18 protein-coding genes and 5 pseudogenes are annotated in these 21,904 nt (G+C 60.5%); 12 read left to right on the top strand and 11 right to left on the bottom strand.

The genetic code is table 11. The features are described from left to right. Positions 1–21: 21 nt before the first annotated feature. The 9 genes and pseudogenes from X728_RS137810 to X728_RS1000000169740 form a co-directional block, all read left to right on the top strand. Positions 22–909, top strand: a complete 888-nt coding sequence (locus X728_RS137810; protein ID WP_023673703.1) for a type IV secretion system protein — start codon at positions 22–24, stop codon at positions 907–909. A gap of 27 nt (positions 910–936) precedes the next feature. Further along, positions 937–1,095, top strand: a complete 159-nt coding sequence (locus tag X728_RS1000000169745) for a type IV secretion system lipoprotein VirB7 (RefSeq protein ID WP_081731658.1) — start codon at positions 937–939, stop codon at positions 1,093–1,095. Further along, a complete protein-coding gene (locus X728_RS137815; protein ID WP_023685154.1) occupies positions 1,092–1,805 on the top strand; it encodes a type IV secretion system protein VirB8 in 714 nt (237 codons plus the stop codon). Before X728_RS1000000169745 ends, X728_RS137815 begins: the two co-directional genes overlap by 4 nt. Next, on the top strand, positions 1,802–2,686 hold the full coding sequence (locus X728_RS137820) for a TrbG/VirB9 family P-type conjugative transfer protein (protein WP_023673701.1): 885 nt from the start codon (positions 1,802–1,804) through the stop codon (positions 2,684–2,686). Before X728_RS137815 ends, X728_RS137820 begins: the two co-directional genes overlap by 4 nt. Beyond that, a complete protein-coding gene (gene virB10, locus X728_RS0136505; protein WP_023708086.1) occupies positions 2,679–3,818 on the top strand; it encodes a type IV secretion system protein VirB10 in 1,140 nt (379 codons plus the stop codon). Before X728_RS137820 ends, virB10 begins: the two co-directional genes overlap by 8 nt. Further along, positions 3,802–4,842 (top strand): P-type DNA transfer ATPase VirB11, encoded by a 1,041-nt coding sequence (virB11, locus tag X728_RS137825; protein WP_023673699.1) that lies wholly within the window; start codon positions 3,802–3,804, stop codon positions 4,840–4,842. The genes virB10 and virB11 overlap by 17 nt, the downstream gene beginning before the upstream one ends. A 717-nt stretch (positions 4,843–5,559) precedes the next feature. Continuing rightward, positions 5,560–6,246, top strand: a complete 687-nt coding sequence (locus tag X728_RS137830; protein WP_023673698.1) for a response regulator transcription factor — start codon at positions 5,560–5,562, stop codon at positions 6,244–6,246. 207 nt (positions 6,247–6,453) lie between these two features. After that, positions 6,454–6,585, top strand: a pseudogene (locus tag X728_RS1000000170685) (IS6 family transposase); the annotation flags it as partial. A 172-nt stretch (positions 6,586–6,757) separates the two neighbouring features. Then, a pseudogene (locus X728_RS1000000169740) lies at positions 6,758–6,916 on the top strand (ATP-binding protein); the annotation flags it as partial. Positions 6,917–7,602: 686 nt separating this feature from the next. Here the strand turns inward: X728_RS1000000169740 and X728_RS01000000167375 are convergent. The 11 genes and pseudogenes from X728_RS01000000167375 to X728_RS137875 form a co-directional block, all read right to left on the bottom strand. Further along, positions 7,603–9,445 (bottom strand): annotated as a pseudogene (locus tag X728_RS01000000167375) (chaperonin GroEL). Positions 9,446–9,508: 63 nt separating this feature from the next. Further along, a pseudogene (locus X728_RS1000000169735) lies at positions 9,509–9,684 on the bottom strand (hypothetical protein). Between the two features lie 431 nt (positions 9,685–10,115). Further along, the gene (locus X728_RS137845; protein WP_023833157.1) at positions 10,116–11,096 is read right to left on the bottom strand and encodes a beta-ketoacyl-ACP synthase III; all 981 of its coding nucleotides are present in this window, start codon (positions 11,094–11,096) and stop codon (positions 10,116–10,118) included. After that, positions 11,093–12,348, bottom strand: a pseudogene (locus X728_RS00970) (adenosylmethionine--8-amino-7-oxononanoate transaminase). Before X728_RS00970 ends, X728_RS137845 begins: the two are co-directional and overlap by 4 nt. Further along, positions 12,348–12,983, bottom strand: coding sequence for a dethiobiotin synthase (gene bioD / locus X728_RS137850; protein WP_023673640.1), 636 nt, complete (start codon positions 12,981–12,983; stop codon positions 12,348–12,350). Before bioD ends, X728_RS00970 begins: the two are co-directional and overlap by 1 nt. Then, positions 12,980–14,131 carry an 8-amino-7-oxononanoate synthase gene (locus X728_RS137855; protein WP_023740402.1) on the bottom strand — a complete coding sequence of 384 codons (1,152 nt, stop codon included), beginning with the start codon at positions 14,129–14,131 and terminating at the stop codon, positions 12,980–12,982. Before X728_RS137855 ends, bioD begins: the two co-directional genes overlap by 4 nt. Further along, positions 14,128–15,138 (bottom strand): biotin synthase BioB, encoded by a 1,011-nt coding sequence (gene bioB / locus X728_RS137860; RefSeq protein ID WP_031196144.1) that lies wholly within the window; start codon positions 15,136–15,138, stop codon positions 14,128–14,130. The genes X728_RS137855 and bioB overlap by 4 nt, the downstream gene beginning before the upstream one ends. 90 nt (positions 15,139–15,228) lie before the next feature. Then, positions 15,229–16,083: a carboxylating nicotinate-nucleotide diphosphorylase gene (nadC, locus tag X728_RS137865; protein WP_023697790.1), complete on the bottom strand. Its 855-nt coding sequence runs from the start codon at positions 16,081–16,083 to the stop codon at positions 15,229–15,231. Beyond that, positions 16,080–17,624 (bottom strand): L-aspartate oxidase, encoded by a 1,545-nt coding sequence (locus tag X728_RS0136485; protein ID WP_023697791.1) that lies wholly within the window; start codon positions 17,622–17,624, stop codon positions 16,080–16,082. The genes nadC and X728_RS0136485 overlap by 4 nt, the downstream gene beginning before the upstream one ends. Beyond that, a complete protein-coding gene (gene nadA / locus X728_RS137870; RefSeq protein WP_023697792.1) occupies positions 17,621–18,595 on the bottom strand; it encodes a quinolinate synthase NadA in 975 nt (324 codons plus the stop codon). Before nadA ends, X728_RS0136485 begins: the two co-directional genes overlap by 4 nt. 67 nt (positions 18,596–18,662) lie before the next feature. Further along, complete coding sequence (locus X728_RS137875; RefSeq protein ID WP_023673634.1) at positions 18,663–19,631, bottom strand: membrane protein; 969 nt, start codon at positions 19,629–19,631, stop codon at positions 18,663–18,665. A gap of 162 nt (positions 19,632–19,793) precedes the next feature. On the opposite strand from X728_RS137875, the gene panB reads away from it, so the two are divergent. The 3 genes from panB (at position 19,794) to X728_RS137890 (ending at position 21,844) form a co-directional block, all read left to right on the top strand. Further along, the gene (gene panB / locus X728_RS137880; protein WP_023707031.1) at positions 19,794–20,654 is read left to right on the top strand and encodes a 3-methyl-2-oxobutanoate hydroxymethyltransferase; all 861 of its coding nucleotides are present in this window, start codon (positions 19,794–19,796) and stop codon (positions 20,652–20,654) included. Continuing rightward, entirely contained in the window at positions 20,651–21,514 is an 864-nt protein-coding gene (gene panC, locus X728_RS137885) for a pantoate--beta-alanine ligase (protein ID WP_023685567.1), read from the top strand. The genes panB and panC overlap by 4 nt, the downstream gene beginning before the upstream one ends. A gap of 102 nt (positions 21,515–21,616) precedes the next feature. After that, positions 21,617–21,844 carry an autoinducer binding domain-containing protein gene (locus X728_RS137890; protein WP_245266226.1) on the top strand — a complete coding sequence of 76 codons (228 nt, stop codon included), beginning with the start codon at positions 21,617–21,619 and terminating at the stop codon, positions 21,842–21,844. The last annotated feature ends 60 nt before the right edge of the window (positions 21,845–21,904 follow it).

The raw sequence follows: 21,904 nt of genomic DNA, 5'->3' as shown, positions 1-21,904 counted from the left end.
GGGACACATCAGGCTCACGCCATGAATTTCAAAATTCCCGCGCCATTCACGACTATACACACGATCTTTCATGGGGCCTTCACGTCCGGGCTGCACAAAGTGCTTGAAAACGTGCAAGCGGCGGTCAGTGCGCCTCTGGTTGCGTGTGTCACGCTCTGGATAATAATCCAAGGCTGTCTGGTCATGCGTGGTCAAGTCGATGCGCGCGGGGGTATCTCGCGCGTAATCATGGTGTCGATTGTCGTCGCCCTTATCTTAGGGCAGGCCAACTATCAGCAGTACATTGAAGCGCTCTTCGACGACACGATTCCGAGGTTGGCTCACGACATCAGTGGCAGCGACTTGCCCTTCATCGGAATCCCCCAGAAGCTCGATCTTATGTTTGCTTCAAGCCAGTATGTCTTTCAGCTGATTGCTTCCGAAATTGGGCCTATGAACGGCCAGGACATACTTGCTTTCGAGGGAGCGCAATGGATTTTCTACGGCGCGCTGTGGACAGCGTTCGAGATCTACGATGCCGTTGGAATTCTGACGAAGGTGCTCTTGACGATCGGCCCCCTGGTCCTTGTAGGCTACCTTTTTGATCACACTCGAGACATAGCCACCAGATGGATCGGCCAACTGCTCTCGTACGGGCTGCTGCTTCTCCTCCTCAACATCGTTGCAACGATAGTAATCGCTGCCGAAGCAGTCTCGCTGGCAGCCATGCTTTTGATGATCAAATTCTCGGGCACGACAGCAGCCAAGATCATCGGGCTTTACGAGCTCGACATGCTTTTCCTAGCTGGTGACGCTCTGATCGTCGCGCTTCCGACGATCGCCAGCAGCATCGCCGGCGGCTCTTGGGGAGGTGCGAACCGACCTCTTAACAGCCTCAATCGCCACTTTGCCAAAACGGCGGGTGCTTAATCAATCGACAAGCTCGGTGCCAAAAACATGAAATATTGCCTACTTCTGTCAATCCTCGCTTTGGCCGCCTGCAAGACGAGCCATGGGCTTGCGACATGCGCGGGTGCCCCATTCCAACTGAACGTGGGACAATGGGAAACCACCCCTGAGGATCTTCAGGTCCAATGCGCGGAAGAGCCAAAGTGAAAGTTCCTGAACATGCCCTTCTGGTGGAGAGAGAAACGCTAGCCGCCCACTATAAGAAGGTGGAAGCGTTTCAAACTTCACGAGCGAAGTCTGCGCGGCGCCTGTCAAAGGCCCTGATAGCCTTTGCCGCAGCGGCGGTCCTAGGAAATGTTGCCCAGGCATTTACCATTGCTGCCATGGTCCCGTTGGCCAAGCTCGTACCTGTGTTCCTCTGGGTCCGGCCGGATGGGACCGTCGACAGCGAAGTGTCAGTCTCTCGACTGCCGGCAACACAAGACCGAGCCGTCATAAATGCTTCGCTGTGGGAATATGTACGCCTGCGCGAGGGGTACACAGCAGATACAGCCCAATACGCCTATGACCTCGTATCCAGTTTCAGCGCGCCGGCTGTGCGACAGCAATATCAAGATTTCTTCAACTATCCGAATCCCACCTCGCCGCAAGTCACGGTCGGCAAACGCGGCAAGCTCGAGGTCGGGCATATTTCTTCAAACGACATCAGTCCGGACGTTCAACAGATCCGTTACAAACGTTCGCTTGTTGTCGATGGGCAGATGCCGATAGTGACCACCTGGACAGCTACCATCCGCTACGAGCGCTTGACGGGTCTGCCTGGGCAATCGAGGCTCACCAATCCGGGAGGTCTACTCGTCACTTCCTATCAAAGCTCGGAAGATAGCGTATCGAACCTGGGCTATGTGCAGCCATGACAAAAAGAGCGTTTCTCGCGCTGGTCTGTTCACTCTTCTTAACGATGGAAGCGTCAGCGGAAGACACACCACTTGCCGGCAAGCATGATGCGCGCATGCGCTACCTGGCTTACCGTCCTGACGAAGTGGTGCGCCTGTCTACCGCAGTGGGGGCAACGCTGGTTGTCACATTCGCGGCCAACGAGACAGTCGCAGCCGTGGCCGTTTCCAATAGCAAAGACCTGGCTGCGCTCCCGCGCGCCAACTATCTCTTTTTTAAGGCTAGCCGGATGCTCCCGCCGCAGCCGGTCGTCGTGCTGGCCGAGAGTGAGTCCGGTACACGGAGATACGTCTTCAGTATTTCAACGAGAGCGATGCCAAAACTCGATGAGCAGCAACCTGACCTATACTACAGTGTGCAGTTCACCTATCCTGCTGATGAGGCTGCTGCTCAGAGAAAGGACGCAGAAAGGCGCTCGATTCTTGGTCAGGCCCGGGCGAAAGTGCTGCGCGACGAGAGAGTTCAGGATTTGTTGAATCGGCCCGCCGCAACTACCAGTCCGGACGAAAGCAATTTTCACTACGTCGCAAAGGGCGATCGATCGCTGGCGCCGCTGGAAGTTTTCGATAATGGCTTTACCACCGTATTTGGCTTCGCAAGCAATTCCCGCATACCCTCCCTCTACATTATCAATCCCGACGGCAAGGAAGCCGCTGCCAATTACACGGTCAAAGGAGACTATGTTGAAGTATCCGCAGTCGCCCGGGAATGGCGTCTGAGAGATGGCAATACGGTCTTGTCCATTTTCAACAGGGCTTATGACCCTGTGGGACGAGCGCCAGGGACCGGTACAGTGACACCCGACGTGTGGCGCGTTTTGAAAGGCCCGGCCGATGAATGAAACCGGCCCACAGTCGGGACATGATGTCCATGCCTCAGGATCGATGGTCTCGGAGCCGGCCCGCCGGCATGTTTCGGGATTGCAGAAGTTGGCCGTCGCTGCTCTTGTTCTCATCTCATCTCTATCGCTCATCTGGCTCGGCGGTCGTCCCAGCACACAAGACGAGCCAACTCAGCCAAAACCTCCAATTGTCGCCGACGCCGAGCCATTCCGCCCCGTGCCGATCGAGATTGCTCCCGAAGCTCCAGCACCCGTACAGGCGGCGCAGGCAGGAGATTCTGCGCCATCCACGCCGCCTCCGACGCCAGCTGATCCGCCGCCGGAGGAAACACCAATTTTCGCCTACAGTGGCAGCGGTCAAATGCCCAACGACGGTCAGCGGAGCGAAGACAACCATAGGGATGCTCCCGCGACCTCGCATGAGATTTCAGACGCTGGCGATCTGACGGGGCGATTGAAACCAGATATACAGGAGCCAAGCCGGGCCACACTTTTGCCGCACCCTGATCTCGTGATTACCCAAGGAACGATAATTCCCTGCATTTTGCAAACGGCAGTCGACACAAATTTACCGGGTTATGTGAAGTGCGTCTTACCTAAAGACGTCCGCGGCGCCACCAACAACGTGGTGCTTTTGGATCGCGGGACGACCGTGATTGGCGAGATCCAGCGTGGTCTCCAACAGGGGGATGCGCGTGTCTTCGTGCTGTGGACGCGCATCGAAACGCCTGACCATGCCCTCGTTTCGCTAGCGTCGCCGGGCGCTGACGAGCTCGGCCGCTCCGGAATGCCTGGCACGGTGGATAATCACTTCTGGCAGCGCTTTGGCGGAGCAATGCTCATGAGCGTCATTCAAGGCGCGTTTCAGGCCGCCGGTCAATACGCTGGCAGCTCAGGTGGAGGAAGCGGCATCAACAGCTTCCAGAGCAACGCCGGACAAGCCGTTGACACGACCCTTAGAGCAACGATCAACGTTCCGCCAACTCTGAAGAAAAACCAGGGAGATGCTGTATCCATCTTTGTGGCTCGGGACCTCGATTTCTCAGATGTATACGATCTTAGACCGATCGCCGTGGCGCCAGCCCCCCAACATCGCCAACGCCGGAGAGACAACAATGCGACCGGAGGCTGACCCTCAATTGCGTTTGCTTCTCAACCCTGTTTTGAAATGGCTTGAGGAGCCAAGGACCGAAGAGGTCGCTATCAACCGGCCTGGGGAAGCCTTTGTCCGACAGGCCGGCGTTTTCACGAAACATCCGCTGCCGCTATCTTATGACGATCTGGAGGACATCGCGATCCTCGCTGGAGCGCTGCGCAAGCAAGATGTCGGACCGCAAAGCCCCCTCTGTGCGACTGAGCTGCCGAACGGAGAGCGGCTGCAGATCTGTTTGCCGCCCGCTGTTCCCTCAGGAACAATAAGCCTGACGATACGGCGTCCCTCAAGTCGTGTGACCGAACTCAAGGAAGTTTCTTCTCGCTACGAATACTCGCGTTGGAATCAATGGCGGTCACGAAAGGAGCGCCAAGAGCGGCAGGACGAAACGATTCTTCAGCACTACGACCATGGTGACTTGGAGCAATTTTTGCGAGCATGCGTTTGCGGGCGGCTCACGATGCTGCTTTGCGGACCTACTGGAAGCGGCAAAACGACAATGAGCAAGACTTTGATCAACGCTATACCCCCGCAAGAGAGGCTGATAAGTATCGAGGACACGCTCGAACTTGCAATCCCGCACGAGAACCATGTCCGGTTACTTTATCCGAAGGACCGAGCAAGCGTAGGTGCGGTGACAGCCGAGCAACTGTTGCAAGCCAGCTTGCGCATGCGCCCTGACCGAATATTGCTTGGCGAGATGCGCGATGATGCTGCTTGGGCCTACCTTAGCGAAGTCGTCTCCGGCCATGCGGGATCAATATCAACGATTCATGGGGCGGATCCGGTCCAAGGCTTTAAAAAGCTCTTTTCACTCGTCAAGAGCAGCCCGCAAGGAGCTGCTGTGGAAGACCACACGCTTCTTGACCTGCTGTCGGCTGCCATTGACGTCATTGTGCCGTTCAGTACCCACGGCGACGTGTATGAGGTGGGGGAGGTGTGGCTCGCCGCCGATGCCCGGCGACGCGGAGAGACAGTAGCCGACCTTCTTAACAAGCACTAAGGCTAGAGCACGTCGGGGATCGGTAGGTCGTTTGTGATACGATGGCGTAATTTGTTCAGATTGAACGTCCACTTTGATTTGAGGGAGGTGGATAATGGGAGGAGGACTGGGCGTAGACCTTCGGTCACAAGTCTGAAGTCTTCGGGCGCCCTGTCAGCGCGGCAAGTTGCGGCACGATTCGACTGGGTGTATCGAGCGCGTCCGCTGAATTGCGCGGGCGACGCTCACCGAGCTGGTGCCGATGCCTGCTTCAAAAGCGGCATCGACACCCGGCAGTCGTACCCTTGATTTACCTAGCCGCGCTCAATGAGTGTCTTCAAAGCCGCCGAACGTGGTTCGGAATGACCGGTGGTAAATCGGGAAGTGCCATATAGGGAATCCTCCTGGTATTGCCTCCAGGGGGTCCTCTCAATGAACAAAGCCGCAACCTGCCCTTGCGACCTCAGCTGGATGTTGCGACGCAACCCATAGGAGGATCGATGCGCAGAGAAATCGCAGGCAGAGTCGGTGGCATTGTGGGCCCGCCGACCGACGGTTTCAGCCCGTCAACAGGTCTTCACGTGTTCCATCCCCGACTATTGCAGGCGTGCGGCTTGCATGCTCCCGCGATCACCCATCGGAAAGAGCGTTACGAACACTACGAAGAGTTGCGCGACTTCCGCTGTCGCCCCGGTCTTACAGCGGACGGTGACCTGTCCGACCTTGATAGGACGTGAAATGCGAACGCTGCTCATTGATCATCATGTGGATCTTACGCGCGCTGTGCGAGTTGCGCTCGGGGATAGCGGTTTTGCCGTTGATGTAGTTGGCAACCTGGAACAGGCATCGAGGGCATTTTGTTGCGCAACCTATGAAATTCTCCTGCTGGAGTTGGCTCTGCCAGATGGCGATGGCTTGGGCTGGCTGAGACAGCTAAGGAGCAACGGGCATTCAGTTCCAACCCTCATTATGAGTAGCATCAACGATCTCGAGAAGCGGATTGCAATTTTCAACGGTGGCGCGGACGACTTTCTGCTCAAGCCCGTCTCTTTCGATGAGCTCATCGCCAGAATGAGAGCCATTCTGCGCCGGTCGACACAGGTGACCGACCCCATCGTTGTATTTGGCAATCTCAATTTCGATCCGATCGGCCGACAGGTTTCCGTCTCGGGTCATCCTCTGAAGATCGCACGCCGCGAACTATGTATTTTGGAGCATCTGCTTATCCGTGCAGGCCGCATCGTGCCTCGTGCGCAGTTGGAAGATCACCTCTATTCGTTCAACGACGAGGTATCTGCCAACGCGCTTGAAGTCGGAATCTATCGCTTACGTGGACACCTGAGAAGGTCAGGTGCAACGCCACGTATCACGACCATGCGCGGCATTGGTTACATTCTTGAATTGACTGAGGCGGCATCCGCATAGTTGGTCTAAATTGAAAGAACAGACTGCCTGCCCGTCGTCAGGGTGATCTTGTGGCCATAATGGACATCGCGGCCGCCCTTGACGATGGTGTCGGCATGCGGTTCGAACGGCTCTGTCGCAAACCTTTTTGTAAGCGAGCATGGCAAGAAAAACGCCTCAGCTGTGGAGGAGCACGTGATGTTCAAGGGCCGCCATTTCGACCAGGCTATCGGCTTCAAGTCGCATGCGAACGGCGTGGTTATCCTCTCCGGCATCGAGATGATCCACATGATGGGCAAGCGACAGGCGAGGTATGCCTACAAGGCTGTCGATCGCTGTTTCGATCTCCTCGCTGCCTGACGGACAGGCCGAAATGGCCGTTCACAACCCCATTTCCAGGTTTGCGACAGAGCCTTTTGTCGGCGTTGCCGGCTTCGAAGGGCCGGTGCGCGCCGAGCGGATCAAGATCACCCCCGGCCACCTTGCTGCGGCCACTCGCCGAGTACGAAGCGGCGGCCGGAGGGAGCTGGTGATGACGACCCTAGATCATGACCTGCTGATCGCAATCCTGGATCGGCTGAAGTTGACGGCGATCCGCGACCAGCTCGACACGCTCATGTCGAGCAAGATCGCGCAGTTCCCGTTTGTCCGCGAACTCGACGGCTTCGGCTTCGACGCGCAGCCATCGGTCTGCTTCAGCCAAACGTATTCATAGGTATGGGACAGGCTGCTATGTCCGCCACCCACGCCTGCTCCGAGGCCCTCCAGGGCAATGGTCTGAGACCTGGGCTCAAGCCCTTCGGCGAGGAGGATGAGACGCTGAGGCGTTGCGACTATCATCGCGGCGACACGCAGCTCTTGATTTGTGTGCGAAATCCTCAGCAGATCCATCGGGCTGAGCCGCTCAGCAATTATCAACGAGAATGTCCAGCGGCAGATCAAGGATACTCAGAGGAGGAAACGCTCTTGAGGCTCAGAGCGCGTCTGCTCCACTATAGATCAGGATGATTCACCGGGCCCTTCAACGCCAGCCGCCGGTTCCGACGAGAGAATTGTCCCTGATATCACGCTCGAGATGGGCGCCTTGCCACGCTCCTCAATGCCCCTCATGATTCACCGCCTATAGCTACCAACTGAATGAATCATCGTGATTGTCGCGCAGCGGAATCCTCAAGGATCGGGCAGTTCGTAGGGGGCGCCGGTTTGACCAGGTTGAGCCCGCGAATTGCTCGATCGGACAAGATCCTAATTCTCGACCATGCGGTGAGGCTCGAACGAGATCCTCGGGACGCACTCCAAGGTTTCGATCATGTTCGGCACACAAGGAAAGGGCGGCATTGCTGCCGCCCTGTCCGCTGTAAGTTGATAGGGGCTGGATTAAAAATCCATACCGCCCATCCCGCCCATGCCGCCCATACCGCCGCCGCCCATGCCGCCAGGCATGCCGCCGCCAGCTGACTCCTTCTTCGGAGCCTCCGCGATCATGGCTTCGGTGGTGACGAGCAGGCCGGCGACCGAGGCCGCGTCCTGGAGGGCAGTGCGAACGACCTTGACCGGATCGACGATACCCATGGCGATCATGTCGCCATATTCGCCGGTCTGGGCGTTGTAGCCGTAGGTCGCGCCCTTGTTGTCGAGGATCTTGCCGGCAACGATCGAAGCTTCCGCACCTGCGTTCGAAGCGATCTGACGGGCCGGAGCCTGCAGTGCACGGCGAACGATGTTGATGCCGGCAGCCTGGTCGGCATTGACGCCGGTGACCTTGATGTTGGCCGAAGCGCGCAGCAGTGCGACGCCGCCGCCTGCAACGATGCCTTCTTCCACGGCCGCACGGGTCGCGTTGAGGGCGTCATCGACGCGGTCCTTCTTTTCCTTGACTNGGGAGCGACGCCGCCGCCTGCAACGATGCCTTCTTCCACGGCCGCACGGGTCGCGTTGAGGGCGTCATCGACGCGGTCCTTCTTTTCCTTGACTTCGACTTCCGTCGCGCCGCCGACGCGGATCACCGCAACGCCGCCGGCGAGCTTCGCCAGACGTTCCTGCAGCTTCTCCTTGTCGTAATCCGACGTGGTCTCTTCGATCTGCTGCTTGATCTGGGCAACGCGGCCCTGGATCTCGTCCTTCTTGCCGGCGCCGTCGACAATGGTGGTGTTCTCCTTGGAGATCGACACCTTCTTGGCGCGGCCGAGCATGTTGAGGCCGACATTCTCGAGCTTGATGCCGANATGGTGGTGTTCTCCTTGGAGATCGACACCTTCTTGGCGCGGCCGAGCATGTTGAGGCCGACATTCTCGAGCTTGATGCCGAGGTCTTCCGAAATGACCTGGCCACCGGTGAGGATGGCGATGTCTTCCAGCATGGCCTTGCGGCGATCACCGAAGCCCGGCGCCTTGACGGCGGCGATCTTCAGGCCACCGCGCAGCTTGTTGACGACCAGCGTGGCCAGAGCCTCGCCTTCGACGTCTTCCGAGATGATGAGCAGCGGCTTGGAGGTCTGCACGACGGCTTCGAGAACCGGCAGCATGGCCTGGAGGTTGGACAGCTTCTTCTCGTGCAGGAGGATGTAGACGTCCTCGAGCTCGGCAACCATCTTGTCGGCGTTGGTGACGAAGTAGGGCGAGAGATAGCCGCGGTCGAACTGCATGCCTTCGACGACTTCCAGCTCGGTCTCGGCGGTCTTGGCTTCTTCAACCGTGATGACGCCTTCATTGCCGACCTTCTGCATCGCTTCGGCGATCATCTTGCCGACCGACTCGTCGCCATTGCCGGCGATCGTGCCGACCTGGGCAACTTCCTCGGAGGTCTTGATCTTCTTGGCAGCGTTGCCGAGAGCCGCGACGACTTCGGTCACGGCCAGGTCGATGCCGCGCTTCAGGTCCATCGGGTTCATGCCGGCGGCAACCGCCTTGTTACCTTCCTGGACGATCGACTGCGCCAGAACGGTCGCGGTCGTGGTGCCATCACCGGCGATGTCGTTGGTCTTCGAAGCAACTTCGCGGATCATCTGCGCGCCCATGTTTTCGAACTTGTCGGAAAGTTCGATTTCCTTGGCGACGGTGACGCCGTCCTTGGTGATGCGCGGTGCGCCGAACGACTTATCGATGACGACGTTGCGGCCCTTGGGACCGAGGGTCACCTTCACCGCGTCGGCGAGGATGTTGATGCCGTGAAGCATGCGCTCGCGCGCGTCGCGGGAGAATTTTACGTCTTTGGCAGCCATTTTTTAGCTCCTGGCAGGGGCTTGCGATCAAGCCCGAAATTCAGTTGACGGTGAGGCCGATAATCAGCCGATGATGCCCATAATGTCGGATTCCTTCATGATCAGAAGGTCTTCGCCATTGAGCTTGACTTCGGTGCNGCCGTATCCGGGATGATGATCCCGCCGGCGGTCTTGGATTCGGATTCGACCCGGCGTACGACCACGCGGTCATGCAGCGGCCGGAAATTCGACTTTGCCATTTTTGGATTTCCTTGGTGCGGATGTTGAACGGTGCTCCGTTGCCGGAGCATGCCTAGCACTCAGCCGAAGCGAGTGCTAACGCGGCAATAGATAAGCCGCAGGCTCCTGCTAGTCAAGACGGAAGAGCAAAGAGCAAAGCGAAAAGAGAAGACAGCAAAGAGCAGCCAGCAAAGAGCGTGTAAGCATCGAGCCTTTTATGTGAACAATGTCGGGTATCCGACATATATGGGGCGGATCACCCTTTGTAATTGAGCTTTATTCAGATGGTACGATTGGTGCAACGGGTGTTGCATTTGAACTCATCCAGAGGCTCGCACGGGTCGTGCTGCGTCAGCTTGGTCATGTCGAGCTTCAGAAGGCCATTTTTTGGCATTGGTTCTGTTGCTCCTATTGCCATTCATGACCAATCCTGCGCGCGTGAGCCGGCCGGCTAGATTCCAACCACGAGAGCGCCGCCGCTGAGACCCGCACCCGCCGCCAGAAGGATTTTCTCTCCTGGCTGGAATGGCTTCATCTGGTTGGCGAGCGAGAGCGACAGCGGGACCGTCGCGGCCGAAGAGTTGCCGTATTCGGCAATCGTCTTGACAATTGCTTGGTCCGCAATGCCGAGGTTTCTTCCGACCGCGCCGAAAATCCGAGTATTGGCCTGATGCGGCACAAACCGGCCGACATTGTGTGGCCGCACTCCCGCAGTGGCTAGCGCGGCTGTCGAGCAATCGGTCATCATCTCGACGGCCTTTGCGAACACTTCGGGCCCGTCGGTCATCGTCATCCGGGTCTGCCCGAGGTCGAGGTCGCCATGGAACGGCGTGTTGCTTCCTCCTGCGGGAATCTGGATCAGCCCGTAGCGCGAGCCGTCCGAAGCTACCGAGGCACCGAGAATGCCCCGATCAGCATCATCGCACTGACCGATCACCAGGGCGCCGGCGGCATCGGCGAACAAGGCTGAGCTCGCGCGCTCGGCTGGATTGATGCGGCGGCTGAGGATGTTGGCGGCGATGACCAGCGCTGGTTTGCCATGCAGGCGGGTGAACCCGTCCGCAAACATGAGCGCATAGATGAAGCCGGCGCAGGCGCCGGTCAGATCGACCGCGCCTGCGCGGCCAAGGCCAAGCTTGTGTGCGACCAGCGGCGCGCTTGGCGGCAGAAGATGGTCGGGCGTCGAGGTGGCAAGCAACAGCAGACCGATGTCGTGGCGCGCAATACCGGCGTTCACCAGCGCCATGTCGCCAGCCCGGGTGGCAAGACCCGACAGCGTGTCTTCGTCCGTTGCCCAGAAGCGCGAACGGATTCCGGTACGCCTTTCGATCCAGCCCGGCTCGAGGCCGAGATTGCTCTCGATCTCGGCATTGGCCACCTTGCGCCCAGGCACGTGATGGCCAAGTCCGAGAATGCGCGACGACTTGCTCATGGCCTTGACCCGAAGCGTTCCCCAGCCTCCTCGATGGCGTCATAGAGTCGTTCGAGCTCGTCGCCTGCGATGCAATAGGGTGGCAGAAGGTAGAGGACATTGCCGAGCGGGCGCACAAGCAGGCCGCGCTCGAGGAAGAAAGCGCGCAGCTTCGGACCAATCTCGGCGAGATAACCTGCTGAACCGGTTCGCAGGTCGAGCGCCGCGATCGTTCCCGTGGCTCGACAGTCGACAAAATATGGATTGTCCCGAAAGCGTTGCAGCCCGACGGCCTGCATCACGCTCAAGGCCGTGATCCGCCCGGCCACTGGCTCGTCGCGCCAGATCTCGACATTGGCGAGTGCTGCCGCACAGGCAATCGGATTGGCGGTGTAGGAGCTCGAATGGAAAAACGTCTTCTTCCGGTCCTCGGAATAGTGCGCCCGGAAGATGGCATCGGTGACAAGCGTTACGGCCAGCGGGATGGTGCCGCCGGTCAAGCCTTTGGAGGTGCACAGGATATCTGGAGAAATCGATGCCTGCTCGCAGGCGAACATGGTTCCGGTGCGTCCCCAGCCGGTCATCACCTCGTCGGCGATCAGCAGCGAGCCGGAGGCCTCAGTGATCTTCTTCAATTCGGCCAGAACCGATGCTGGATACATCAGCATGCCGCCGGCGCCCAGCACCAGCGGCTCGACGATCAAGGCTGCGGCTCGTCGATCGCGGGTCACAGCCTCGAAACGATCCAGCGTCTCCTGCTCGTGCCCCGCGGCCGGAAAGGGGATGATGTCGACCTCGAACAGCAAGGGTTCATAGGCGGCGTTGAACACGCCACGCGCACCGACGCTCATCGTTCCAATCGTGTCACCATGATAGCTGTGCTCCATGACGACGATGCGCGAGCGCGGCGCGCCGATGTTGCGGAAATAACCGAGCGCCATCTTCAGCGCGACTTCGACTGAGGTCGAGCCACTGTCGGAATAGAACACCCAGTCGAGTCCAGCGGGAGCGAGGCCGACAAGCGCCTTGGCCAAGCGCTCTGCCGGCTCGTGCGTGAAGCCCGCAAAGATAATCTGGTCGAGGCTCGACGCGGTTGTCTCGATTGCCTTCATGATGCGGGGATGGCGGTGGCCATGTGTGACGACCCACCAGGAGGAGATGGCGTCCAGGATGCGGGCGCCGTCGGCTAGGCGCCCTCAGTCAGGACGATTTCTGGGATCGCAGGCTCGAGTGCGTGCTGGGTGAAGGGATGCCACACATGAGACTGCGACATCAGTCACCTCCAGTAATCGAGGCGAAGGCGAAGCCGGCAACCATTGCGTCCCTCAGTGTTTTGCCCGTCAGCACATCGAGGTGCGGCAGCCTGCCGAGCTGCGGGGCACCGCTGAATTCCACGATGGTCCGTTGCGTATCGGCCATCTCATCGCCGATGAAAGCGATGCCCGCCAACGGGATGGAGCGGGCGCGGAGCGCCTCGACCGATAGCAAGGTGTGGTTGATGGTGCCGAGTGTGGTGCGGGCGCACAGAATAACGGGCAGCCGCCATTCAGCGAAGATGTCGATTAACCTTGTGCGCCGGTTGAGCGGCACCATTAGGCCGCCGGAGCCTTCGATGACGAGCGGCGTCGGTAGGACGGGAAAAGCAAGATCGGCAGCCTTGATCGCCACGCCGTCGATCTCGGCCGAACGATGCGGCGACAGCGGGCTCCGCAAGCGGTAGGCTTCCGGCAGCACGCGCTCTGAGGGCAAGCCGGCAAGCCGCGCGACCACCTCGCTGTCGGTCTCGCCGTCGAGGCCCGATTGCACCGGTTTCCAGTAAAAGCCGTCCAGCAAACCGGCGAGCCCAGCCGCAAACACGGTCTTGCCAACTCCGGTATCCGTTCCGGTTATGACGATGCGTTGGGTCATATCGCCTCCGGTGATGTTTGGGCCAACACCTCGACCAGCGCCTCGACCATGGCGGAAATGTCGGCTTCGCCAATATTGAGCGTCAGTGAGATGCGCAGCCGCGACGTGCCCTCGGGCACGGTCGGAGGACGAACGCCGCGTATGTCGAAGCCGCGGGCCTGCAGGCGCGCCGCCACTGCCATGGTGCGCCTGACATCGCCGATTACTAAGGGCTGGATCTGAGAGCCACTTGGTGTCACACCCCAGCGATTGACCAACCGGCCGGCGCTGGCGACGCGTTCATGCAGCTGAACACGCCTCATAGGCTCGTCGGCGAGCATTGCGAGTGCCTCGCGCGCCACGACCGCCATCAGTGGCGATGGCGCGGTCGCGTAGATGAATGGCCGGCAACGGTTGATCAGATATTCGCACAGTGCCCTCGGCCCGGTGACGAGCCCACCAGATGCGCCGAGCGCCTTGCCGCAGGTGTGGAGCGCTATGATGTTGTCGCGGCCCTCGAAAGCGGCGGCAAGCCCCCGGCCATCCGGTCCCCAGACGCCGGTGGCATGCGCCTCATCAATGACGATGAATGCGCCGTGCCGATCGGCAAGTGCGACCAGGCTCTCCAAAGGCGCGCAGTCGCCATCCATGCTGTAAAGGCTTTCCACCGCGATCCAGACGCATCCCATGCCGCCTGCGACGCGCCAACGTGTAATCGCATCCTCGACAGCGGTGGCGTCGTTGTGCGCGGCCAGCACGAACTGTGCGCGCCCGGCCTGCGCACCCTCATGCATGCTGGCATGGGCGAGCTCATCGACAACCAAAAGATCGCCCTTCTGCGGCAGGGCGCTCAGCAGAGCGAAGTTGGCGATGTAGCCGCTGCCGAAGAACAGCGCGCGGTCGGCTCCAAAGAATGCCGCCGCGTCTGCCTCGAGCTGCTCGTGTTCCGGTGCATTGCCGCGCAACAGCCGCGACCCGGTGGCGCCAACCGGCGTGCCCCGCGCAATCGCCGCCACAACCGCATCGCCAAGTCTTCTGGACGCGGCCAGCCCGAGATAGTCGTTCGACGAGAAGTCCAGCCCGGCGCGGGGCGAAAGCGTCCGCAGCCGGTCCTTGCGCGCTAGCCCCTGCAAGGTCGCATCATAACGGGCAAGCGGCGCCCCGTTCATTGCGCCTCGAGTTCCATCGGATCGATGCCAAGGCGCCGGAACAGCAGGGTATCCTTGTCCTCACCGGGATTGTCCGCCGTCAGCAGCGTGTCGCCGAAGAAGATCGAGTTGGCGCCGGCAAAAAAGCACAGCGCCTGCATCTCGTCGGTCATCGCGGTGCGGCCGGCGGACAGACGGACATGCGATTTCGGCATCATGATGCGCGCCAGCGCGATCACGCGCACGAATTCGATCGGCTCAATGGGCTTGGCGTCTGCAAGCGGCGTACCGGCGATCGGGATCAGCATGTTGATCGGAACGCTTTGCGGATGTTCCGGCAGATTGGCCAGCGTCACCAGCATGTCGATCCGGTCCACCGGCTCCTCGCCCATGCCGACAATGCCTCCACAGCAGACCTTGATGCCGGATTTGCGAACGTGGTCAAGCGTCTCGAGCCGCTCGGCAAAGCTCCGCGTACCGATGATCTCGCTATAGTAGCGTTCTGACGTATCGATGTTGTGGTTGTAGTAGTCGAGACCCGCCTGCTTCAGTCGCACGGCTTGCTCAAGATCGAGCATGCCGAGTGTCATGCAGGTCTCCAGGCCCAGCGCCTTGACGCCTTCGACCATCGCCACCACCGCATCCATGTCGCGCGCCTTGGGGTTTCGCCAGGCCGCGCCCATGCAATAACGGGTGGCGCCGGCATCACGCGCCTTGGTCGCTTCGGCGATGACGCGCCTGACTTCCATCAGCTTGGACGCCTCCAACCCGGTTTCGTGACGCGCCGACTGGCTGCAATAGCCACAATCCTCCGGGCATCCTCCGGTCTTGATGCTGAGCAGCCGGCTGAGCTGGACCTTGTTTGGATCGAAATTCTGGCGGTGCACCGTTTGCGCCAGGAAGAGGAGATTGTTGAAGGGGGCATGGTAAAGTGCCTGAGCCTTCTCCAAGGTCCACGCTCCAGGGTCAGGGGGGTCAAGAGATTTGGCCTGTGGCGGTGTCTGCGTTTTTGCCGTTTGCATCTCCATGCTGTTCCTCCGGTATGACTTGCGGGTCTTTGCTATCTGACTAGTGATCGGAAAGGACAGTTGACCCAATCCTGTTCGTTACTCAGACAATCATGAGCCCCGATGGTCGAGGCCGATATCCAGGATCGGCGCGCTGTGGATGAGTCGGCCGACCGAAATCAGATCAACGCCGGTCGCGGCAAACGCTCGCGCTGTATGCGACGTGATCCCGCCAGAAGCCTCGGTGATAGCGCGGCCACCGACCATTGCGACGGCGCGGCGAAGATCGGGGAGGGACATGTTGTCGAGCAGAACCGCATCGGGAGCGAAGCCAAGTACCTCCTCCAACTGGGCCAGAGTATCGACCTCGACTTCGATCTTGACGAGATGACCGGCCGCTCTTCGTGCTCGCTCGAGCGCTGGCCGGACGCCGCCTGCGATGGCGATGTGGTTGTCCTTGATCAAAATTGCATCGTCCAGGCCGAAGCGGTGATTGGACCCGCCACCTGCGCGCACGGCATACTTTTCGACTGCCCGCAATCCGGGCGTCGTCTTGCGGGTGCAGACGATCTTCGCGCCATATCCACGAACCGCAGCGACCATCGATGCCGTTGCTGTGGCGATGCCGCTCAGATGGCACAAAAAATTGAGTGCCGTCCTTTCGGCTGTGAGAATGGCCCGGGCCGGGCCAACCACTGATGCAATGACCTCTCCATCCACGACATTGCAGCCGTCTGCCCGCTCCACGGAGATTTCGACACCAGGATCAATCAAGCCGAAAGCGAGCATCGCCAGATCGATGCCGGCGACAACTCCGGACTGTCGCGCCACCAACACGGTTCCCGCTTGGCATTCCTTCGGGACGATGGCGTCCGTGGTCAAGTCGCCGGCTCTGCCAAGGTCTTCAAGAAGAGATGCCCGTACAAGCGGCTCAAGCAGGACCGTGGGGAGCGGTGAGAGCATCATCCCTTTGCACCTTCGGAGCTTGGCGAGTGTCCGAGTTCCCGCGCAGCCGCCAAGGCGGCTTCGAGCGTGATTTCGGACCGTCGGGCGGCAGTCGCATGATGAGGAAAATCTGTCCGGTAATGAGCGCCGCGGCTTTCTTCGCGCAACAAGGCGGCAACAGCAATCATTAGGCCGACAGCCGCCGGATCCGAGGCCGCATCCTTGCTTTCGGCGAGCGGCAATAAGGCACGCGCGGCTGCTTTCAACGCTTGACCATCCCGGACGATGCCGAGTGCGCGCGACAGAAAAACGCGCACGGCTATCGGAGCGGGCGGTGGGTAAACGTTCGCAAACGCAGGCCTTGTTCTGCGCGCAGGCGTTCCGGCGACGCTTTCAGCGACCCAGCGGGCGCACACGATTGCCTCCGTCAAGGAATTGCTGGCGAGCCTGTTGGCGCCATGCAGTCCTGTCGAAGCGACTTCGCCGCAGGCCCACAGCCCCTTGACGGAGGTCCTGCCCGAGCTGTCCACGGCAACGCCACCCATGTGGTAGTGTTGGGCCGGACGAATGGGGATGAGATCGCGCGCGGGATTGATGCCCGCTCCAAGGCAGGCTGATGCGATTGTCGGGAAATGTCGAGCGAATGCCGGGCCTGGCCGTTGTCGGGCATCGAGAAAAACATGGTGGCCGTCCGCAAGATGGTTCCACACGGCGCGGGCCAAGACATCGCGAGGCGCAAGTTCCGCCCCGGGCACGCTCTGGAGAAAAGCCTGGCCGGTTTCATCGATCAGGGCAGCACCTTCGCCTCGCACAGCCTCGCTGACCAGCGCCATAGGGCGTTCTGGGCCGTCAAGCGCGGTCGGGTGGAACTGAATGAATTCGAGGTCGGCTAGGACAGCTCCAGCGCGGGCCGCAAGCGCAAGGCCTTGTCCGCAACTGCCCCAAGGGTTCGTGGTGTCGAGAAACAGTCCCCCGATGCCACCGGTGGCGAGGACGACCCGCCGTGAGCCGAAGAAGAAAGGTGCGATCGAACAGCTCGCCCAGACGCCTCGGATCGCATTCTCTCGCACGGCGAGCCGGCGCGCTTCCACGCCCTCCACGACAACTATCGACGGAGTGGAACGCACAGCCGCGATCAGCGCACGCATGATCTCACGCCCGGTGCCGTCCCCATGCGCATGAACGATGCGACGTCGGCTGTGTGCGGCCTCCAATCCGAGGCACAGTGATCCTTCCGGCGTGCGGTCAAAGCGAACCCCAAAGCCCGCAAGCCCCTCTATGGCCTTAGGCGCGGCTTGGAGGATGCGGCTCGCCACGTCTCTGTCGCAGAGACCATCCCCGGCGGCAACCGTATCGGCCAGGTGCATTGCCGGATCGTCGTCTTCGCCGAAACTTGCAGCCAGGCCCCCCTGGGCCCAGGTGCTCGAGTTGTCAGCTCCCAGCAGCGACCTTGACAGAAGAAGCACCGGCTCCGGCGACAGTTGAAGCGCGGTCATCAGTCCGGCGATGCCGCCGCCGATGATGATGGGCCGCCCGAAGAAGCTGCGGGGGTCGGCGCTCAAACTGCCAGCATCCGTTCGACCGCTAGCCGCGCGCGCCCGGCGATCCCGGGTTCGACGGTTACGACATGGTGGTTCTGCTCGAGCGCCGTGCGGATGTTGGCAAGCGTGATCCGCTTCATATGCGGGCACAAATTGCAGGGCCGGATGAACTCGACCTCTGGGTGGGCTAACGCGACGTTGTCGCTCATTGAGCATTCCGTCATCAGCACGACACGTGGCGGCCTTTGCCTTTCGACATAGTCGGACATGGCAGCCGTCGAGCCGGAAAAATCGGCTTCAGCCACGACGTCGGGCGGGCATTCGGGATGGGCGAGCACGACCACGCCGGGATGGCTTTCGCGCAACTCGCGGATGTCGGCCGGTGAAAAGCGCTCATGCACCTCACAACGCCCTTTCCAGGCGATGATCTGCACATCTGTCTGGGCGGCGATATTCTGGGCCAGATATTCGTCCGGCAACATGATCACCCGGAGAACCCCAAGGGATTCGACGACCGCCTTGGCGTTGCCGGATGTACAGCAGATATCCGACTCGGCCTTCACTTCGGCGGACGTATTTACATAAGTGATGATCGGAACGCCGGGATAACGCTGGCGCATCAAGCGCACGTCTTCTGCCGTGATTGAGTCCGCCAACGAGCAACCGGCGCTGAGATCCGGAATGAGCACGGTCTTGCCCGGATTGAGGAGCTTGGCCGTTTCGGCCATGAAATGGACGCCGGCCAGCACGATGACTTGCGCCTCGACCGTCGCAGCCGTGCGGGCTAGTGCCAAGCTGTCGCCGACGATGTCGGCCACGCAGTGGAAGATCTCGGGCGTCTGATAATTGTGCGCCAGGATGATCGCGTTGCGCTCGCGCTTCAGCGCAAGGATCGCCTCGATATCCTCGGCGAAAGCCGGCCATTCAATCGGCGGGATCACTCGTCGGACGCGCTCGTAGAGCAACGCGGCCGTAGGCAGCATGGCGCCCATCGACCCCCTCCCGCTTATACTCTAACTGAAAATAACCAGCATATACTTGCTGTGAGTATAAGGGATGTCAACCCCGCGCCAGCGGCAATTTTGTCCCGGCGATGAGTCTATCGTCCAGAACGGCGTGGCGGAAACGGAAAAGCTTCGCTGGCCGGCCGCCGGTCTCAGTGGTGGCCTCTCCGGTCTCCTCGACCAGCTCCTGCTGTTCGATCAGTCGGCGAAAGTTCGGCTTGTGGATGAGCCTGCCGGCGAGCGCCTCCACGGTTCGCTGCAGCTGCAAAAGCGTGAAGACCGGCGGCATCAGCTCAAAGACGACTGGGCGGTATTTGATCTTGGAGCGCAGCCGCGCAATGCCGGTCGCCACGATGCGGCGATGATCGGCGACCATGGACTTGCTGGGCACCAGCGGCGGGGGTCCTGCGTCCCGCCCTCTTACGGCCTCTTGGACCAGGCCTGCTTCGTAGACTAACTCATAGCGTTGAAGCGTGAGTTCCTCGTTCCAAAGGCGGTCGTCGAAGCCAAAGGCTATCGTCGCCCGCTGCCAGCGTTCACGTCGCGTGGCCGAATCGCCAACCCCGTTTGCCCATTCGATCAGGCGCGGCCGCAGAACGTCCAGCACGACCGCAGGCGTGCCGGAGCGGTGGTCCTCCCATGGAAAATATTCATACCAACTCTGCCATCCGCACTTGGGCGAGCCCGCTGCCTGTTCCTTGCGCGTCAATGCGAGATAGCTGATGGAGATGACGCGCTGCTGGCGCTCGGCGCCGATGCGATCCCGATCCGCGAACGTGTAGAGTTGCTCAATGTACCCCAGCCGATGGCCGGTTTGCTGCTCGACCCACCCCCTCAAGCCGGATTGCAGCGATCGGTGCTCAAGCGCAAAGGGACCGGAGGGCAAGGTGTCCGCCTGGCCGATGGTGAGGACACAGGGTTGACTGCCGTTTACGGCGACCACAAAGGCGATCAAGTCCACTTTGACGTTGTCGGCCTTGCCGGCGGCTCTGTCTTTCCTGAGTCCTATTGCCTGATCGTCCATTATTTGGCCAACTCGGGGGCACCTTAATCGATTTAGTGTAAGCGTGCCAATTGGCACGTCAACACCCCGCAGCTGCATGGCCATTTTTTTGCTCTTCGCACCTGCACAAAAATGTGCCAAAGGCGACAGCCGCAGCTGGTAACGTAGGGGAAGGAGGGTCCCATGAGCGCTTATGGTGACACCAGGGCGATCACACCGCCGGATATTCGTTCGCGCAAAGGTGGGACGCCGCTCGTCTGCCTTACCGCCTACACCACCCCAGTCGCCCGGCTTGTCGATCCCCATTGTGATGTGGTGCTCGTCGGCGACAGCGTCGGCATGGTTCTCCACGGCCTGCCCTCGACGCTCGGCGTCACGCTGGAGATGATGATCACGCACGGCCAGGCGGTGCGCCGTGGCATCAAGCAGGCGCTGATGGTGGTCGACCTGCCGTTCGGTTCCTACGAGGAAAGCCCAGAGCAGGCTTTCCGCAATGCCGCGCGCGTCATGGCCGAGACCGGCTGCACGGCCGTCAAGCTCGAAGGCGGCGAAGCGATGGCAGAGACGATCGGCTTCCTCGCCGCACGCGGCGTGCCCGTCATGGCCCATGTCGGATTGACGCCGCAGGCCATCAACACCATCGGTGGCTACCGCGTACAGGGCAGGGGCGGGGATGCCGAGCGCATCAGGCGCGACGCAATTGCGGTGGGCGAAGCGGGCGCCTTTGCGGTCGTCCTGGAGAAGGTTCCTGAGGCGCTCGCCCGCCGGATCACCAAGGAGGTGGCGACCCCGACCATTGGCATCGGTGCCTCGGCAGCCTGTGACGGCCAGATTCTCGTCGTCGACGACATGCTGGGCCTCTTCGGCGACTTCCGGCCCAAGTTCGTCAAGCGCTATGCTGAACTCCGGGAGGCGGCTGCGGCTGCGATCGCTTCCTATGCGCGCGAGGTGAAGGAGCGCCAGTTTCCCGCCGCAGAGCATGTGTTTGCCGATGCGCCCAAGCCCGCCGACACGGACGCCACCAAGAGCGGAGAAGCAGCGTGAGCGTGCCGATCGTCAGGAGCGTTGACCAGCTTCGCGAAAGCGTCGCCGCATGGCGCTGCGAAGGTGTGAGGATAGCCCTGGTGCCAACGATGGGCGTCCTGCATGAGGGCCATCTCAGCCTGGTGCGCGCTGCACTCGAGAAGGCAGACCGTGTGATAGTGACGCTCTTCGTCAACCCGAAGCAATTCAACAGCCAGGCCGATCTTGCCGCGTATCCCCGCACCGAGGACGAGGATGCCGCCAAACTGGCATCGGTTGGCGCGCACCTGCTTTATGCGCCAGATGCAGAGGAGATGTATCCGGCGGGCTTCGCCACCACCGTTTCGGTTTGCGGTGTCAGCGAAGGCCTGTGCGGTACATTCCGGCCGGGGCATTTCGACGGCGTGGCGACCGTCGTCGCCAAGCTCTTCCTGCAGACCAGCGCTGACTTCGGCTTCTTTGGCGAAAAGGACTTTCAGCAAATTCACCTGGTCAGGCGCATGGCCCGGGATCTGGATATTCCAATCACCATTGTTGCCTGTCCGACAGTCCGTGAAGCCGACGGTCTTGCGCTATCATCGCGCAATGTGCGGCTCTCGCCAGCGGAACGCGCTGTTGCTCCCAAGCTATCATCGGTCCTGCTCAAGACGGCTGAGCGGCTTGAGCGCGGCTCACCCATCCTGCCAACGCTTGCAGAATCTCGCGCAGCAATTCTGGCTGCAGGCTATCGCGAGGTCGAATACCTGGAACTTCGCGATGAGGCAGATCTGCACCCGATAACGAGCCTCGATCGACCGGCACGGTTGCTTGCCGCCGCCTGGCTCGGCGGCACACGGCTCATAGACAACGTCAGACTATTTCGGATTGGTTCAACAGATTAGCCACGTTCTCGGCACGCGCCGTATTCGTCCGGGATCATCTAAAACAAGGTCTCTGCCTGGCATTGAGCGTTACGGAGGTTACGCACAGGACACATGCATCGCGTGTTTGAGAACTTCGTCGAGCAACTGTCTGCAAGTGTTGATGCTGCCGATCTCGGTGAGGCAATGGCCTCCGCTGCAGCCGGCTTCGACTTCCCGCTATTCGCCTATTTCACCTACCCGTCAGCCTCCGGCGACGCCCCCCAATTGATTTCAAACTATCCTTCATCCTGGACGTCACGTTATCTGCAACAGCGGTACCACAGTCTCGATCCGGTGACCTGCCACTGAGTTTTTCCTCCATCTGAGATTAGAGTCCGGGCCTTGATCGAAGGACGGACTGATGAAGCG

Source organism: Mesorhizobium sp. L103C119B0, assembly GCF_000502235.1.
Classification (GTDB): domain Bacteria; phylum Pseudomonadota; class Alphaproteobacteria; order Rhizobiales; family Rhizobiaceae; genus Mesorhizobium.
Note: the sequence above shows the minus strand (reverse complement) of the source record. Positions and strands in the feature narration are given on the sequence as shown.